General features: G+C 73.6%; 11 protein-coding genes and 1 pseudogene. 1 reads left to right on the forward strand and 11 read right to left on the reverse strand.

Features of this window, described 5'->3' with window-relative positions:
- Positions 1-289: 289 nt before the first annotated feature.
- Positions 290-1,579, reverse strand: a pseudogene (locus MKW14_RS32540) (FtsX-like permease family protein); the annotation flags it as partial.
- A gap of 175 nt (positions 1,580-1,754) precedes the next feature.
- Complete coding sequence (locus tag MKW14_RS32545) at positions 1,755-2,168, reverse strand: globin (protein ID WP_240868833.1); 414 nt, start codon at positions 2,166-2,168, stop codon at positions 1,755-1,757.
- A gap of 138 nt (positions 2,169-2,306) precedes the next feature.
- Here MKW14_RS32545 and MKW14_RS32550 point away from each other — a divergent pair, with 138 nt between their 5' ends.
- The gene (locus MKW14_RS32550; RefSeq protein ID WP_240868836.1) at positions 2,307-3,296 is read left to right on the forward strand and encodes a methyltransferase domain-containing protein; all 990 of its coding nucleotides are present in this window, start codon (positions 2,307-2,309) and stop codon (positions 3,294-3,296) included.
- 14 nt (positions 3,297-3,310) lie between these two features.
- On the opposite strand, the gene MKW14_RS32555 is transcribed toward MKW14_RS32550, so the two are convergent.
- The 9 genes from MKW14_RS32555 to MKW14_RS32595 form a co-directional block, all read right to left on the reverse strand.
- Positions 3,311-4,816, reverse strand: coding sequence for an FHA domain-containing protein (locus tag MKW14_RS32555; RefSeq protein ID WP_240868838.1), 1,506 nt, complete (start codon positions 4,814-4,816; stop codon positions 3,311-3,313).
- Between the two features lie 67 nt (positions 4,817-4,883).
- Positions 4,884-6,230: a vWA domain-containing protein gene (locus tag MKW14_RS32560; RefSeq protein ID WP_240868842.1), complete on the reverse strand. Its 1,347-nt coding sequence runs from the start codon at positions 6,228-6,230 to the stop codon at positions 4,884-4,886.
- 98 nt (positions 6,231-6,328) lie between these two features.
- Complete coding sequence (locus MKW14_RS32565; RefSeq protein ID WP_374116621.1) at positions 6,329-7,639, reverse strand: protein phosphatase 2C domain-containing protein; 1,311 nt, start codon at positions 7,637-7,639, stop codon at positions 6,329-6,331.
- 3 nt (positions 7,640-7,642) lie between these two features.
- Positions 7,643-10,150 (reverse strand): serine/threonine-protein kinase, encoded by a 2,508-nt coding sequence (locus MKW14_RS32570; protein WP_240868848.1) that lies wholly within the window; start codon positions 10,148-10,150, stop codon positions 7,643-7,645.
- 13 nt (positions 10,151-10,163) lie between these two features.
- Positions 10,164-11,504, reverse strand: a complete 1,341-nt coding sequence (locus MKW14_RS32575) for a hypothetical protein (RefSeq protein WP_240868850.1) — start codon at positions 11,502-11,504, stop codon at positions 10,164-10,166.
- 57 nt (positions 11,505-11,561) lie between these two features.
- Positions 11,562-12,596, reverse strand: a complete 1,035-nt coding sequence (locus MKW14_RS32580) for a glutamate ABC transporter substrate-binding protein (protein ID WP_240868853.1) — start codon at positions 12,594-12,596, stop codon at positions 11,562-11,564.
- Between the two features lie 13 nt (positions 12,597-12,609).
- Complete coding sequence (locus MKW14_RS32585) at positions 12,610-14,064, reverse strand: GlnX family signal transduction membrane protein (RefSeq protein WP_374116622.1); 1,455 nt, start codon at positions 14,062-14,064, stop codon at positions 12,610-12,612.
- 266 nt (positions 14,065-14,330) lie between these two features.
- Positions 14,331-15,296 (reverse strand): N-acetylglucosamine kinase, encoded by a 966-nt coding sequence (locus MKW14_RS32590; protein WP_276622474.1) that lies wholly within the window; start codon positions 15,294-15,296, stop codon positions 14,331-14,333.
- Positions 15,293-16,558 carry a 6-phospho-beta-glucosidase gene (locus MKW14_RS32595; RefSeq protein WP_240868859.1) on the reverse strand — a complete coding sequence of 422 codons (1,266 nt, stop codon included), beginning with the start codon at positions 16,556-16,558 and terminating at the stop codon, positions 15,293-15,295. Before MKW14_RS32595 ends, MKW14_RS32590 begins: the two co-directional genes overlap by 4 nt.
- Positions 16,559-16,590: the final 32 nt, after the last annotated feature.

Here is a 16,590-nt window from a genome sequence, read left to right on the forward strand (position 1 = left end):
CCGTGTGCGCCGGGCCAGGTGGGAGACCCGCACTCGGGCCAGTGCGCCCCTGTTCTGGCTGGAGAGCTGCACTCGGCCGGAGACCCGCACTCGCGTCCGTGCGCCGCCATCCCGGGCGGAGACCCGCACTCGCGTCCGTGCGCCGCCATCCCGGCCGGAGACCTGAACTCGCGGCCGTGCGCCGCCATCCCGGGCGGTGACCCGCAATTGGGTCCGTATCCCGCCGTCCCAGCCCCTAACCCGCGCTCGCACCCGTGCGTCCCCGACCCCGCCGCGCATTCGTGCCCACGCCCGTGCGCCCCCGAGCCGGCAGGGCCCGTGCCGGGGATCCCTCGGCCCTCAGTGCGGGTAACGTCACCGCGAACGCGCAGCCCAGGGCCACGCCTGCCGCCACCAGCCACACCCCGAGCCGGGCCCCGGCCGGGACCTGCAGATGCAGTCCTATCCGGGCCAGTGATTCCTGCCTCGCCAGCAACCGGGTCAGCGGGGCCGCCAGCAGTGGGGCGCACACCACCGCCGGCAGGGCCAGCAGCAGGGCCTCCAGGGCGGCGAGGGACGCGATCCGGGTGCGGGAGGCGCCGCGGGCTCGCAACAGCCGTGTCTCCGCGGCGCGTTCGACGCTCAGCAGCCGGGCCACCAGGAGCAGCGCGCAGCCCGCGAGCAGGCCGAGTTGCAGGGCGATGATCAGCAGGGTCGAACGGGAGACCAGAAGGGAGCGCTGGACCCGGTCGAGGACATCGGGCAGCCCGGTCGACGCCTCCGTGGTCCCGCCGAGCGCGGACTGCCCGCGCAGGGCCGCGCCGCCGGAACGGGCCGCCCCGCGCAGCTCATCGATCCGCGCGGTCGTCAGCCGTGAGAAGTCGGCCGACGCCAGCCAGCCCGACTGACCGGAGCTCACCCGGCCACCGGCCAGCACCTCGGGGGCGGCGAGCAGGGGGCCGTACGTCGTGAAGTCGACCGTCTTGACGCCCCGGCCGCCGAGGTCGTCCAGCTGCCAGTACGGCGCGTCCGCCACCCGGGGCCGGTACACGCCGGTCAGGGTGACCCGCACCTTCGGGCCGCCGAGCCGGTCGGCCAGGGTGAGGCGGGCGCCCGGTCGCAAACCGAGGCGCCGGGCCGCGGTCTCCGGAAGGGCCGCCTCGACGCCCCGCGCGGCATCGCGGGGCGCCCGGCCCTCGACGATCCGGATCTGCGTCGCGTCCATGGCCGCCACGTACGTCAGCGCCGGGTCCCCGGACCGTTCGGACGGCGGCTGGAGCGAGCGGGGGAGCGCGTAGGGGCCCGACCGCACCAGCGTCCGCACGGTCACCGGCAGGCCGGCGAAGACCCGCCGCGCCGCCTGCCGTACGGCGGTGTCGGCGGCCTCACGGCGGTCGGCGGGCACGTCGGCCTTGACGACGAGGGCGCTGTCCGCCGCGTTCCGGGGGCTCCGCAGCGAGTGGCGCAGGGCCGAGTCGCCGATCGCGCCCGCGTAGGCGGTGAGGGTGGCCAGGACGGCCGTGGTCAGCAGGACGGTCAGGAGCGCGGCGGCGAGCAGCAGACGGTGGGCGCGCGCACGCAGCAGGACGAGACGCGTCACCGCCCTCAACGCCGTCACCCCGACCCCCCGTGGCCGTCCAGAAGATGTCCAGACCTCCGGCCGATGCTGTCAGAAGGGCGGGGGGCGGGGTAAGCGCTTGTAGATCGAACTTCACCGGATCGTGACCGGTTCAGTCAGGGACGCTGATCACCCTCGGTCCGAGGGTTGATCATCCTCAGTCAGGGGCGTTGATCATCGAGGCGGCCGCGTAGGTCAGATACCGCCACAGCTCCTGCTCGTGCTCCTCGGACAGACCGAGTTCGTCCACCGCGTCGCGCATGTGCCGCAGCCACGCGTCGTGGGCCTCGCGGTTCACGACGAAGGGGGCGTGGCGCATCCGCAGCCGGGGGTGGCCGCGGTTGTCGCTGTACGTCGTCGGGCCGCCCCAGTACTGGATCAGGAACAGCGTGAGCCGCTCCTCGGCCGGGCCCAGGTCCTCCTCGGGGTACATGGGCCGCAGGGCGGGATCCTCGGCCACCCCCTCGTAGAAACGGTGCACGAGGCGGCGGAAGGTCTCCTCCCCGCCGACCTGCTCGTAGAAGGTCTGCGTCTGAAGCGTGCCGCGCCGGATCTCTTTCACGCCCTCCATGCTCTCAGACGCCGGGGACCAGGACCTGAGCCTTAGGACCGGCGGACCGGCAGACGGGAGGACCGGCAGACGGGAGGACCGGCGGACCGGCCGGCCCCGGTGCTCGCCTCGCGCCGCGTCCCGCAGCACAGTGGACGTATGGGCGCGCACGCTCTCGACAAGGACCTGGACGACCTCGCCCTCTCCGCGCGGACCGCGCTGGTGCGGGAGATCGAGGCGAGCGGGGCCTGGGCCGGTGATCCGGTGTGGCGGGAGGCGTTCGAGGCGGTGCCCCGGCACCTGTTCGTGCCGTACTACTACGTCGGCGTCCGCGGCGGATACGAGCGGCGCTGGGGAGAGAGCCCCGATGCGCCGGCCCGGGAGAAGTGGGTGCGCGGGGCGTACGCGGACACCCCGCTGGCCACCCGGCTGCGCGACGGCGAGCTGATCTCCTCCAGCAGCCAGCCCTCGCTCATGGCACGGATGCTCGCCGAGCTCCGGGTCGAGGACGGCGACCGGGTCCTGGAGGTCGGCACCGGCACCGGCTACAACGCGGCCCTGCTCGCCCACCGGCTCGGCGACGACGACCTGGTCACGACCGTCGACCTGTACCCGGACATCACGGACGCGGCCCGGCGGCACCTGGACGCCGCCGGGTACCACCCGCTCGTCGTGACCGGTGACGGGGCGCGCGGGGTGCCCGAGCGGGCCCCCTTCGACCGGATCATCGCCACCTGCACGCTGACCTCGGTCCCCTCCGTCTGGGTCGCCCAGTGCGCCCCCGGCGCCCGGATCCTGACCCCGCTCGCCACGGGACTGCTCGCGCTGACCGTCCGGGACGCCGGACGCGCCGAGGGCCGTTTCCTGGACACGGCCGCCTACTTCGTGCCGTTGCGCGGCGACGGCCGCCCCGAGCCGGAGCCGGCCCCGCTGGACGGGATCCCGCGCCGGGCCAGGAACCACGACCTCTTCCGCTTCCTGCTCGCCCTGACCGACGGCGGCCTCGACCCGCAGGAGGCGTACGCCCTCTGGGAACGGGAGGGCCGGCCCACCCGGGACCGCTACGGCGTGACGGTTCACGACGACGCGGAGTGGGCCTGGCTGGACGACCCGGAGGGGCCGTACGTCTGGCCCCTACCCGGCCGGTGACCAGTGCCGGGGCACTAGCTCCTGCGGATCGTGATCGTCGTCCAGGCGCCGACGTGGACGCGGTCGCCGTCCACCAGGGGGACCGGTACGAAGGGCTGGATCGGCTCCTCGGAGCCGTTGACCGTCGTGCCGTTCGTGGAGTTCTGGTCGACGACCGCCCAGCTGCCGTCCGGCTGCTGGACCAGCACCGCGTGCTGGTGCGAGACGCCCGGGTCCTCCGGCGGCACCGACAGGTCGATGTCCGGGGTGTCGCCGGTGGAGTGCCGGCGGCGGCCGATGGTGATCTGGTTGCCGGACAGCGCGCGCTGCTGCTCGGGCGAGTACGCGGGCAGGTTCAGGCCCGCGGCCTCCGGCCCCGAGCGCTGCATCATCGCCATGAAGTACTCGCGGTCGGGACCGATGGTCGCCGTCCAGGTCGCCGGGCCCGCCTGCGGACGCCCGTAGCCGGGGCCGGGCGGGGCCTGGGTGGCGCCGGGCTGCGGGTAGCCGTAGCCGCCGCCCGCGCCGCCGGGACGGCCGGGGGCGCCCGGTCCGCCGGGTCCGGAGGACGGCGGGGAGATCACCCAGTCGTCCTCACCGCCGCCGAAGGACGGCCCGCCCTGCTGCGGCCGCCGCGTCTCCTGCGGGAACGCGGGCGGCGCCGCCGGGCCGGCCTGGAACGCCTGCGGACCGCCACCGGGGCCACCGGGAGCGGAGGTCGGCGTCGGGCCGGGCGGCGGCGGGACCGGACGGGACGGATCGGGACCGAAGTTGGAGGGGCCACCGGGGCCACCGGGGCCGGCAGGGCCGCCCGGTCCACCGGGACGCGGGTCGTTGCCGAAACCGGACGGGCCGCCGGGACGCGGGTCGTTCCCGAAGGGGAACGGTCCGCCGCCGGGGCCGCCGGGGCCGCCGGGGCCGCCGGGCCGCGGGTCGTTGCCGAAACCGGACGGGCCTCCGGGACGCGGGTCGTTGCCGAAGGGCGGCTGACCGCCACCCGGGCCGCCGGGCCGGGGGTCGTTGCCGAAGGCCGACGGGGCGCCGGGGCCACCCGGGCGTGGGTCGTTGCCGAACGGGGTCGGGCCCGAGGGCTCGCTGCCGAAGGGCGGGATCGGTTCGGCGGGGCGGTTCATCTGCGACGGGCGGGAGCTCTGGTACTCGTAGGAGTCACCGCCGCCGTACGACGGGCCGGGCGGCTGCTGCTGGTAGCGCACGTTCGGGCCGGGGGCAGGCGGGCGCGGGGCGGCCGGGGTGTACGAGGTGGCCGTGTTCGTGAGGAAGTTCCACCGGCACTCCTCGCAGAAGGGCGCGCCGCCCTCGCGGGGCGTACGGCACTGCGGGCACAGCTCCGGCTCCGGGTCGGGGACCGCGGACAGGTGCGGACGCCCGCCGGGCTGGGTGCCCTGCGGGGGCGGGAAGCCGTAGCCACCGCCCGGGGGCGGCGGAGGCGGGGGCGGAGGCACGGCACCGGCCATGCGGTGACCGCAGACCTCGCACCAGTCGTCGGAACCCGACTGGTGTCCGTTCGGGCAGGTCGGCATGTCGGCGCTTCCCCCTCTCCTTCAGGGTCCTACGGTCGTAGGAGGGTCGTACTCGGCGGGTGATACGTCACTTCTTTACACGAACAGTCTTTGTGGACCGGGTTTCGAGAGTCATCTCGTCGGCCTCCTCGACCTTCGCCTTCAGTCGCACAGTACCCGTCGCGGCGTCGACGACGTCCACCACCTTCGCAAGCAGTTTCGCAGTATCCGCGTTTCCGGAGGCACTCGCGAGCTGCACGGCCCGGCCCAGTTTGGCCGTGGCTCCATCGAAATCGCCCGCTTTGCGGAGGTCCAGCCCCTGTTGGATGGCCTGGGCCAGTTCGGCCTGCCCGGTGTAGTGGGCGACCTGCGGGTTGATCGACGTCGAGGCCGCCATGTCGTCGGTCCACACGGCCCGTACCAGCCCCTGGGCGCCCAGGTTCTCGGCGCTCCCGTCGGGCTGCGGGATGACGAGGGAGACCCGGGCGGCGAGCATCTCCTGGCCGATGCCGGCGGCCGGGACCTCCACGCAGACGTGGTAGTCGCGGGACTCGTCGCCCCAGGAGCCGGTGGGGTAGTCGCCCGCGCGCGGGCCGGCCTCGGTGCGGCGGTCGGTCAACTCCTCGACCGTGGGCGCCACTTGCTTGACGAACTTGATGGTGGTGCCCACCGGCGTCCACACCCTGAGGGCGACGTCGGAGACCTCCTTGCCCATCGCCTTCTCCATCATCTGCGTGAAGTCGGCGGCGAGAGCGGCCGGGTCGGCGACGATGTCGGCGGTGCCGAGCAGGGCGGAGGCGATCCCTGTGACTTCTTTCACTTCCCAGTCGGTGCCCACGCCCCGGGCGTCACAGGTGAACCGTCCGGCGCAGGAGTCCAGGGCCGCCTTGAGATCGGTCGGCGACTCGTGCTCGTTGCGGCCGTCGGTGAGCAGGATGCCGTGCCGGATGGCGACGTCGGCGGTGGACAGCAGCCGGTCGGCCAGCCGCAGCCAGGTGCCGATGGCCGTGCCGCCGCCCGCGGTCAGCTTGCGCAGCGCCTCCTTTGCCTGGCCGCGGGTGGTGGCGTCGGCGACCGCGAGCCGGCCGCCCCCCGGATAGACCTCCTTGGCCACGTGCGTGCCGCCGATGACCGCGAAGTGCACCCCGTCGCGCAGGGTGTCGATGGCCGCGGCCGTCGCGTCGCGGGCGTTGCGCATCTTGGTCGGCGGGTAGTCCATCGAGCCGGAGCAGTCGACCATGACCGCCACCGCCGCGGACGGACCCCGGCCGCGCGAGTAGAGATGGGGTGCCGTGACCGCGCCGCCGGTCGTGCCGCCGCCGGTCGCGGTCACCGTCACGATCGCGTTGACCTCCCGGCCGCCCTCGGGCAGGTACTCGTTCTGGTACACGTCCATCGAGAACGTCGGCACGTTGGACTTCGAGAAATTGGCCATGCGTACTCAAATCCCCCTCGAGAACCCCGCGTCCGCGAGGCGACGACTGTATGCGGACCGGTCCCCTCCGGTCCGCCGAGACCTCCCCGTGAACGGCCTCAGGCCGATCCTGCCCCCTGGGACACGGCCGGGAACGGCACGAGGGCCACTGTTACGTTGTCGTGGCCCCCGCCGTCCAGGGCGTGACCGACCAGGACCTGCGCGCTGTGCAGCGGTCGTACGGCGGCGTCCGCGGGCAGGGCCTCGGCCATCTCCTCCGCCGCCTCCGCGTAGTTCCACAGCCCGTCCGTGCACACCACCACCACACCCGGCCGGTCCGGCTTGAAGGAAGCGGTGTGCGGCTCCAGTTCGTAGGCGTCCGCGCCGAGCCAGCCGGTGATCGCGTGGGCGCGTTCGTCGGCGTACGCCTCGGCCTCGTTCATCAGGCCCGCGGCGACCATCTGCGCCGCCCAGGAGTCGTCCTCGGTGAGCCGGGCCGGCGGCGAGGTGCGGTCCACCGGCACCCAGTAGACGCGGCTGTCGCCGACCCAGCCGACGACCAGCAGACCGGCGGTGACGACCGCGCCGACGATGGTGCACGCGGGCGCGTTCTGGTGCGGGGAGTGCTCACGGGCCGTGGCCGGCTCGGCCGCCAGGGCGTTGACCGCGTGCGAGGCGGCGACGATCGCGTCGTGCATCGCCTGCTGCGGGTGGGTGCCGCGGGGCAGCGCGGCCAGCAGGGACTCGCTCGCGGCGTCCGCGGCGGCGAGCGAGGCGTCGTCGGGCCGGGTCGCCGAGGAGACGCCGTCGCAGACGATCGCGAGCGTCGCCGGGGTGCCGTCGGGCAGGGCGGTGTGGCCGATGCCGAAGGCGTCCTCGTTGCGGTGGTGGCGCAGTCCGCGGTCGCTGACGGCGGCGGCCGGGCCGCATTCCTGCTCCATGTGGTCGCGCTCCCGCGGCTGGGCGTGCCCGCAGTTCTCGCAGTAGCCGTCGCTGTCCACGCGGCCCGCGCGGCAGGCCACGCACAGCTTGGTCTCCCCGCCCGCGGCGAGGTCGGCGAGGCGCGGGTCGGGGGCCTGCAGCGGGTACTCCTCGGGCTCCGGCGGCCGGTCGAAGCGCACACCGGAGGCGGGGGAGACCGGTGACCCGGTCGGCCGCTCCTGGGGCAGCGGGCCGCCGCCGGAGTCCGTGCCGCGCAGATCGGTCGGCAGATGCGGGGCCGCGCGGGTGTCGGCGGGCGGCGCGGGCACGGCCGGCCAGTTGACGTCCTCGTCCGGGGGCGGCGAGCCGTTGAGCGCGATCGTGGGATGGTCGTCCGGCCGCGGCGGCACCGCGGACAGATCGAATCCGCACGCACCGCAGAAACGGTCACCCGACTCGAGCGGCCACTCGCAGCTCGGGCAGGCGGACAGCTGGGGCATCTGCGACATCAACTACACCCACGTCCGGGGGCGGTAACGGTTGGCACGTTCCACCAGGTCGATCCTCTCCTCGCCGCCCCGCGCCAGCCGGGCCAGCGTGCGGTACGAGCGCTCCAGGCCGAAGCGGAGTCCCCGCTCGTCCAGGTCGTTGCCGAGCACGCGCCGGCCGGCGGGCGCGGAACCCTGGCCCCCGGAGAGTATCCAGTCCAGCGCCGAGCCGAGGACCTCGGCGGACAACTGCTCCCTGCGGGAGGGGTCCAGACCGTACGCGTCCAGCGCCTCGACCTGCCCGGCGGCGGCCGTCAGATCCTCCAGGAACGGCGCGTCGGAGGCGACGGCCGTGCGTTGACGCAGCCGCGCCCGTACGGCCGCCACGCGCGCGGCGGTGTAGTGGATGGACGACTCCGGCACCGACTCCAGCGTCTTCACCGCACCGCGCCGGTCACCGCCCGCCAGCTGGACCCGGGCCAGCCCGAAGGCGGCGCTGACACAGCTCGGGTCGGTCGACCACACCAGGCGGTAGTACTCGGCCGCGTTGTCCAGCTGGCCGAGCACCTCCGCGCACAGGCCGAGGGCCAGCTTGGGCGCGGTCTCCCCGGGGAAGGCGTCGTAGATCGCGTCGAAGGCGAGCGCGGCGCCCTCGTGGTCGTGGGTGACCAGCGCGGCCACGCCCCGGTACCAGACCACCCGCCAGTCGTCGGGCCGCTCCTCCTCCAGCGTGGTCAGCGAGGTCAGCGCCGCCTCGGTGTCGCCGTTCTCCAGCCAGGCCCTGATCTGCCGCAGCCGGGTCTCCACCGTGGACGAGGGCGCCGCCGCGAGCGCGCCGAGCAGTTCGGCCGGCGCGGTCGCGAGCAGTCCCGCGAGGAAACCGGCGTTGGGGTCGGAGGGATCCACCCGGGGGACCGGCAGGGCGAGGGCGGCGGCGGGGGAGCCGACCGGCTTGACGATGCCCGGGCCGCCGTCCGGGGCGGCCGACAGCTGGGAGGGCTGCTGCTTCCTCGGCTGCACCGAGCGGGCCCCGAGCCGGGAGACGTCGCCCTCCAGCTTGGGGAACAACTCCGTGTCGGTGACCCGCAGTTCGGGCCCGAACAGGGTCGACAGGGCGGGCCGGGCGCGGCCCGTCTGGAGCGACACGACCTCTCTGAGCACGCCGGTCAGCTGCTCGGCCATCTCCTGCGCGGAGGCGAACCGGCGGGCCGGGTCGGGGTCGGTGGCGCGCACCAGCAGCCGGTAGAAGGACTCGTACTGGCGGAAGACCTCGATGTTGTCCGGGTCGGGCAGGGAGTCCACGAAGACGTTCGTGTAGCCCTGGAAGTCGAAGGTCAGCACGGCCAGCGTGCGGGCCACCGTGTACAGGTCGGAGGCGACCGAGGGGCCGTCGACGGCGACCTCCGGCGCCTGGTAGCCCACCGTGCCGTAGATCGCCGACTCGTCGTCGTCCATGCGGCGCACGGCGCCCATGTCGATCAGCTTGAGCTGGTCCTCGGTCTGGATGGCGTTGTCGACCTTGAAGTCGCAGTACAGCAGGTTGCGGCTGTGCAGATGGCCGAGCGCCTCCAGCGCCTCGATGCCGTACGCGCACGCCTGCTCCACCGGCAGCGGATCGCGCCTGCCGTCGGGTGTGCGGCGGCCGTTGGCGATCTCCTTCAGGGACTTGCCGCCGACGTACTCCATGACGATGTAGCCGTCGAGGGAGCCGGTGCGCTGGTCGAGGTGCTCCACGAAGTTGTAGATCCGCACGATGTTGGCGTGCTCGATCTCGGCGAGGAAGCGCCGCTCGGAGATCGCCGCGGCCATCGCGTCCTGGTCGCCGGTGTCCAGCAGGCCCTTGAGGACCACCCAGCGGTCGGAGACCGCCTTGTCCACGGCGAGGTAGACCCAGCCGAGCCCGCCGTGCGCCAGACAGCCCACGACCTCGTACTGGCCGTGCACCACGTCGCCGGCCTTGAGCTTCGGCACGAAGGAGTACGGGTGCCCGCACTTGGTGCAGAAGCCCTCGGTGCGGCCCGGCCGGTCGCCGCGCGAACGGCCCACCGGCGCCCCGCAGTCGGAGCGCGAGCAGAACCGCTTGCGCTCGGGCACCTCCGGGTTGTCCTGCACCATCGCGCGCGGGTCGGGCCGCGGCACGTCCGGCACCTGCACCAGGCCCGCGCCGAGCCGGCCCCGCCCGGAGGTGTTGGTGGCGGAGCCGGAGCTGCGCACGGACACCGAGCGGCCCGTGGTCTTGCCGGAAAGGGAGCGCGACAGACGTCCCGACACCGAGCGCCGGGACTTGGACGACTGCGAGGACGTACGGGAGCTGCGGCTGCTGGAGCGTGAACTGCCGCTGCTCTGCGAGCCCTTGCCGCCGCCGGTGATGCCGGTGGCGGGCGAGGAGACCATCCCTCCCCCAGAGGGGGCGCCCCCAGACGAGACCACCGGCGCGTGTCCGCACGTGTCGCAGTACAGGGCGCCGCCGCCGACGTCCTCGTAGGTGCCCTCGCAGTCGGGCCGCTGACAGGTCTGCTGTGCCTGGCTCATGACTCCCCCCGGCTCATGACGACTCACCCTTGTGATCTTGACGATCCCACGGTGTGCCCTGCTCCGGCACGCGCGGGCCGCCCAGCGCCTCGGCGGCCGCCCGCTGGTAGCGCAGCACGGCCTGTTCGGCGACCCGCAGGTCGCAGGGCGCGCTCCACAGCATGCGCCGGGCCGCGTCGTACCGCTCGATCAGGAACGGGTCCTCCGCGAGCCCGTGCCGGGCCACCTTCGCCTTGTACGCGTCGAGCCGGCCGCGCAGCTCCGCGCGGACCGCCAGCGGAGCGGTGACCGCGGTCAACGACTCGCGGGCGCGCAGCAGTTCGTCCTCCGCCTTCTGCTCCAGGGACTCCAGGAGCGGGGACAGCCGGTGCCACTGGGCGTGTCTGCGGTACTCGGCGGCCGTCGCCAGCTGCTCCTGCAGCGCGGTCGGCGGGCCGCTGACCACGGGCACCTCCGTCGCGGCGATCTTCGCCAGGACCTCCCCGCGCGCGGTGCGCGCCTCCGCGAGGGTGCGGTCGGCGCGGGAGAGCACGTCCCGCAGCCTCACCAGCCGCTGCTCGGCGTCCTGGCGGACGGTGAGCACGGCGTCGATCTCCCGGCGCACCTCCTCCAGGGCGCGCGCCTCACGGTCGTACACCGTGATGTCCGGACGCCCGCCGCCCGGTGCCGAACTGCCCTGCGCGGGGATCCAGTAGGCGAGCGGGTCGGAGATCACCTGCTCGCGCAGGGACGTCAGGGTGCGGGTGATGCGTTCCAGGTCGTCGCCCGCCGGGTGCTCGCCGGGGCGTACGCCGACGGAGTGGGCGAGCTTGCGGGTGCGCCGGAGTTCGGCGGCCAGTAAATCGATCCGGGCGGGCAGCGCCGACCAGACCGCGTCGGCGGCGACGACCATGTCCAGGCTCGTCGCGTACAGCTCGTTCATCCGGTCGACCAGGTCGGAGAGCGAGAACTGCTCGCTGAGCCTGCCCGGAGCGCCGTGCAGCGTCGGCGCGTTGGCGGTGGCGGTCGCCGAGCCCGCGACCGTGACCGAGGCGCCGCGCAGCAGCTCGGTCAGCTTCACCAGGTCCTCGCGGCTGGACCAGCGGCGCCGGGAACGGATGTCCCGGGCCGAGCGCAGGGTGTCGGTGTAGGCGTCGAAGTACGTCCACAGCAGGGTGATGGACGCCTCCGCGGTCGTCCAGCGCTCCTTGGTGACGCCGGTGAGCTCGGCGCCCTCCAAAAGCCTGCGGCCCGCGTGGTCCTGCAGGGCGAGCAGCGAGGTCTCGATCGCCTCGTGCTCCGCGCCGAGCCGCGCCAGCGCACGGTCCACCTCGTCCCGGTCCATCACCGGCCCGGCGGGGTCCGTGACGCCCATCGATCACCTCTCGCTGCTGTCGTGGTCCTGGTGCTGCCTGTCAGTCTCGATGGTCGGTCACTTGTAGTGCGCTTCGGGAGGGGTCGCCGAGTCCGACTTCCGGCCGGGCTGGTCCAGGGTCGGGTGCAGCCACTTCGTGTACGACGCCTGCCAGCCGCCGCTCCTGATGTAGTTCTCCAGGGTGCGGTTGACCTGGCGTACCAGATCCTGGGCGTCCAGCTTCATCGCCACGCCGTAGAACTCGTGGGTGAACGGGCGGCCCTTGAGCTCCACCGTGGGGTCCTGGGCGGCCTGGCTGGCGGCGAGCGCGCCGTCGGTCACCACCGCGTCGACCTCGCCGAGCTGGAGCTTCACCAGGCAGTCGAGCTGGTTGGGCACCTGGGTGGAGATGTCGGTGGAGGCGGGGATCTTGACGCCCCGGTCCGCCTTGAGGTTGTCGTAGGCGGTGGAGCCCTCCGCCGAGCAGACCTTCTTGCCCGCGAGTGACTTGTCGTACCCGGTGATCGTCGAGGTCTTGGGGGCGAGGACCTGCTGGCCGGTGCTGAAGTAGGGCGCGGAGAACGCGACTTGCTTGAGGCGCGCGCAGGTGATCGTCATGGTGCGCACGACCATGTCGACCTCGCCGTGCTGGATCGCCGGGATGCGCTGGTCGGTCGGTATGGCCTTGAAGGAGACGAGGTCCGGGTTGCCGAGGAGGTCCTTGGCGATCTGGTGGACCAGGTCGATGTCGAAGCCCTCCAGCTCGCCCTTGACGTTGTTGGGGTTGAGATAGCCCCAGCGGTAGCTGTTGGTGTCGACGCCGACGATCAGCCGGCGGTCCTTGCGGGCCTTGATCCGGTCGATGGTCGGGGTGCTGCCGTCGCCGCCGGAGGGCGACAGGCTCTGGTTCTGCGGGTCCGGGCAGTCCTCGGCCTTCGCCTGGGTGCCGTGCGCGAGGCGCTGCCCGCCGCCGCTCGCGGCGCCGTCGGACTGGGTCAGCGGCAGCAGCAGCGCGAAGGCGACGGCGAGGGCGCAGACGGCCGCCATCGCGCCGACCCCGCCCCAGCCCCGCAGGCCGGACCGCAGAAGCCGTGTCACACGCTGTGCGTTCATGGTCGCGCCCCCCTCACCGGTATTCCGACAGCCTGCGGCCGATGCCGACGACCGCGCCCGCCGCGCCGAGCACGGCGAGGACCGCGGCGCCGTACGGCAGTCCGGTCAGCGCGTCCCGGCCGCCGCTCGCGGCGTGCTGGAACTCGCGCTGCTCATGGTCGAGGGCCGTTTTGATCGCCGCGTCGACGTTGTCGAAGCACACGCTCGTCGGGTCCTTGCCGACGCCGATGACCTTGTCGCGGGCCTGCTGGTAGTCGCCCTTGTCGTTCAGGCTCTGGGCGACGCCGTGCCGGTCCTTCCACGCCTTCATGTAACTGTCGGCGTCCCGGACGGGCTTCCGGCCCGCCGAGTCGTCGGCGAGGGAGTCCGCCTTGGTCAGGGCCTTGGCCAGCTTGCCGATCTGGTCGTCGTAGCCCCAGGAGTAGGCGTCCACCGTGGTGTCGCCCACGGTCTTGGTGTCGGCGCCGCGCCGGATCAGGCTGAGGTTCTCGTCGCTGCGGGCGGTCAGGGACGCGATCCGGGCGTCGTGCAGGACGTTCATGGAGCGGACGCCGTGGTCGTAGGAGTCGTTCAGGCCCATACGGGCGACGGTGTGGCCGACGACCAGCCAGAGCAGGACCACCACGGAGGCCGCCGACGCGGTGACCAGGCCGTGGTTGAGCACCCGGTTGGTGTGCAGGAAGTTGCGCCGCTGGGCCCAGGCCAGTGCGGCGAGGACGACGACGCCGAGGCCGATCGCCGCCCACGGGAAGGCCTTGGCGGCCGCGTAGTCGGAGTTCAGCCGCTGGTTCTCCCGCTCGTACAGGGACTGGGCCTTCGGCAGCATCTGCTGCTGCATCATCTCGTTCGCCGCGCGCAGGTAGGCGCTGCCCACCGGGTAGCCCTGCCGGTTGTTGGCGCGGGCCGTCTCGACCAGGCCCTTGTACCGCGGCAGCAGCTCGTTGAGCTGGGCGATGGCCGTGGCCGAGTCGGAGCCCGGGTCGGAGTTGGAGGCCGCGGTGACGAGCTTGTCGGCGGCCGTGCGGATGTCGTTCTCGTACCCCTGCCGCACCTGGGGCTTCTCCTGCGGGCCGGCGAGATAGCCGCTGGCGGCGGCCGTGTTGGCGTCGGCGAGGGAGCGGTAGATGTCGGCCGCGTCGGAGCTGAGCGGCTGACTGCTGGTGAGGACGTCGTTCGCGGCGCCGGCCCGGTCCGTCATCTGCCAGGCGGTGACCGCGCCGAAGGCGACGACGGCCAGGGCGAGCAGCGCGCCGATGATGCGCAGCCGCCCCGGTTCGGTGGTGGCGGCCGCGCGCAACCGGTCGACGCCCTCGGCGAAGGCGGTACGGCGCGCGGCGCCGGGCTCGGGTACGGCGGCGGGGCCCGGCGGGGTGGGGGGTTCGGGCGGGCCCGGCTGCGGTGGTACGGCCGGCATCGTGGGCACACCGGATCCCGGTGGTGCCGCGCTGCTCTTCGGCGGGTGTGTCACTGTTGACCTCCCCCATGGTCATCCGTCGCCGCAAGTATCGCCGCCGGGGCCGACATCCGCACCGGCCTTCACGGGATCTTGATCGGATCGCAGTGACTTCGCCGTCCCACCGGCGCACGACACGGCGTCCCGCACCACCCCCTGCCCATGAATACGCCGCCGGAATCAGATCGGTTCCCAGGGGGAGGACCGGGATTCCAGCAGGGCACGGGGCGTGTTGCCCGAGTGACGCCCGCCGCGTCCCCAACCTTCTCAGGGCAGTACGACTAGCCCTCGAAACGGGCCCGTACCCGGTCGTGCACCTCCCGCTCCGCTCCCACCCGGTCCAGGCCCAGCAGCGCCGCGCCCAGTACCGGGCTCGCCGTGACCACCCGGGGTACCGCCTTCGGTGCGCGGGCCGCCAGCAAGTCCCTGATGCCGTCGTTGAGTCGGGGGTGCTGGGCGGCCAGGACGCCGCCGCCGAGCAGGACCGGGGTCTCCTCCTCCAGCAGGTCCAGACGGGTCAGCGCGACCGTCGCCATGGTCACCACCTCGTCCGCCAGCCGGTCCACCAGCGCGCGGGCGACCGGGTCGCCGCCCTCGGCCGTCGCGAACAGCACCGGCGTCAGCTCGTGCCGGCGCACCGGCTCGACCTCCTCCAGGTGCAGCGCCTCGATCAGCGCGAGCATGGTGGCGTAGCCGAAGTGGGCCGGGAGCGTGCGCACCAGCTCCGTCTCCTCGCCGCGGCCGTCCTCCGCGCGCGCGGCGTGCCACAGGGCCTCCTCCGCCAGGCCCCAGCCGCCGCCCCAGTCACCGGAGATCCGGCCGAGCGCGGGGAAACGGGCGGTACGGCCGTCGGGGCGCATGCCGACGCAGTTGATGCCGGCGCCGCAGACCACGGCGACCCCGCGCGGCTCGGTGATGCCCGCGCGCAGGATGGCGAAGGTGTCGTTGCGGACCTCCACCGACGTGCCCCACGCGCGCGCGTGCAGCGCGGCCGCCAACTGCTCCTCCTCGACGGGGAAGTCGGCGTTGGCGAGACAGGCGGAGACATGGTCGGCGGACTCCACACCGGCGGCGGCGAAGGCCCGGCCGACCGCGTCGCCCAGGGCGTCCACGGCCGTCTCCACGCCCACCACGGGCGGCCGGAACCCGCCGCCGCGGGCCGTGGCGAGGACGGTCCCGTCGGCCGCCACGACCGCCACGTCGGTCTTGCTGTTGCCCGCGTCGACGGCGAGGACACGTGCGGTCATGCCCACGCGAGGTGCTCCCGGTTGTGTGCGATCAGTAGGTCGGTGAGGGTCTCGGCGTACGCGTACTGGCCGATGAGGGGGTGGGCGAGCAGCGCCCGGAACACCCGGTCCCGGCCGCCCCGCAGGGCCGCCTCCAGGGCCAGCTCCTCGTAGGCGGTGACGTTCGCCGTCAGGCCCGCGTACAGCGGGTCCACGGGGGCCACCGGCAGCGGCGTCGCTCCCTTCACGCCGACGGCCGCCTGCACCTCGATCACCGCGTCGTCGGGCAGGAAGGGCAGCGTGCCCCGGTTGCAGGTGTTCACCACCTGGTACGGCGATCCGCCCGCGCCCAGCAGCGACGCCGCGAGGTCGACGGCCGCCTCCGAGTAGTAGGCGCCGCCCCGCTTGGCGAGCAGCTCCGGCTTCTCGTCCAGGGACGGGTCGCCGTACATCGTCAGCAACTGCCGTTCCATCTCGGCCACTTCGGCGGCCCGGGAGGGCTTGGTGCGCAGTTCGCGGACGACCTCGTCGTGCGCGTAGTAGTACCGCAGGTAGTAGGAGGGGACCACGCCGAGGCGGTCGAGGAGCTCGCGGGGCAGACGCAGGTCGGCGGCGACGGCGTCGCCGTGCTCGGCCAGCAGCTTGGGCAGCGCGTTCTCCCCCTCGGGCCCGCCGAGGCGGACGCCGGTCTCCCAGGTGAGGTGGTTGAGGCCGACGTGGTCGAGGTGGATGTCGGTGGGCGAGACGCCGAGCAGTCGGGCGAACTTGCGCTGGAAGCCGATCGCCACGTTGCACAGGCCGACCGCCTTGTGGCCCGCCTGCAGCAACGCGCGCGTGACGATGCCGACCGGGTTGGTGAAGTCGATGATCCAGGCGTCCGGGCTGGTACGGCGGACGCGTTCCGCGATGTCGAGGACCACCGGGACCGTGCGCAGCGCCTTCGCCAGACCGCCCGCGCCGGTGGTCTCCTGGCCGACGCAGCCGCACTCCAGCGGCCAGGTCTCGTCCTGCTCGCGCGCCGCCTGCCCGCCGACGCGCAGCTGCAGCAGCACCGCGTCGGCGCCCTCGACGCCGGCGTCCAGGTCGCAGGTGGTGACGATGCGGCCGCTGTGGCCCTGCCTGGCGAAGATGCGCCGGGCGAGCCCGCCGACCAGCTCCAGGCGCTCGGCGGCCGGGTCGACCAGCACCAGCTCCTCGATGGGCAGGGTGTCGCGCAACCGGGCGAAGCCGTCGATGAGTTCGGGCGTGTAGGTCGACCCTCCGCCGACCACGGTGAGTTTCACTGGGGGGTCCCTCGCTTCCGGGTGCCGGGGAT

This window comes from Streptomyces gilvus (assembly GCF_022513565.1).
GTDB lineage: Bacteria > Actinomycetota > Actinomycetes > Streptomycetales > Streptomycetaceae > Streptomyces > Streptomyces gilvus.

Coding starts and splice junctions, on each gene's coding strand:
- MKW14_RS32555 (WP_240868838.1), bottom strand. CDS start 4,816: ATGCCGACCTGCCCGAACGGACACCAGTCGGGTTCCGACGACTGGTGC.
- MKW14_RS32575 (WP_240868850.1), bottom strand. CDS start 11,504: ATGGGCGTCACGGACCCCGCCGGGCCGGTGATGGACCGGGACGAGGTG.
- MKW14_RS32560 (WP_240868842.1), bottom strand. CDS start 6,230: ATGGCCAATTTCTCGAAGTCCAACGTGCCGACGTTCTCGATGGACGTG.
- MKW14_RS32590 (WP_276622474.1), bottom strand. CDS start 15,296: ATGACCGCACGTGTCCTCGCCGTCGACGCGGGCAACAGCAAGACCGAC.
- MKW14_RS32580 (WP_240868853.1), bottom strand. CDS start 12,596: ATGAACGCACAGCGTGTGACACGGCTTCTGCGGTCCGGCCTGCGGGGC.
- MKW14_RS32550 (WP_240868836.1), top strand. CDS start 2,307: ATGGGCGCGCACGCTCTCGACAAGGACCTGGACGACCTCGCCCTCTCC.
- MKW14_RS32565 (WP_374116621.1), bottom strand. CDS start 7,639: ATGTCGCAGATGCCCCAGCTGTCCGCCTGCCCGAGCTGCGAGTGGCCG.
- MKW14_RS32570 (WP_240868848.1), bottom strand. CDS start 10,150: ATGAGCCAGGCACAGCAGACCTGTCAGCGGCCCGACTGCGAGGGCACC.
- MKW14_RS32545 (WP_240868833.1), bottom strand. CDS start 2,168: ATGGAGGGCGTGAAAGAGATCCGGCGCGGCACGCTTCAGACGCAGACC.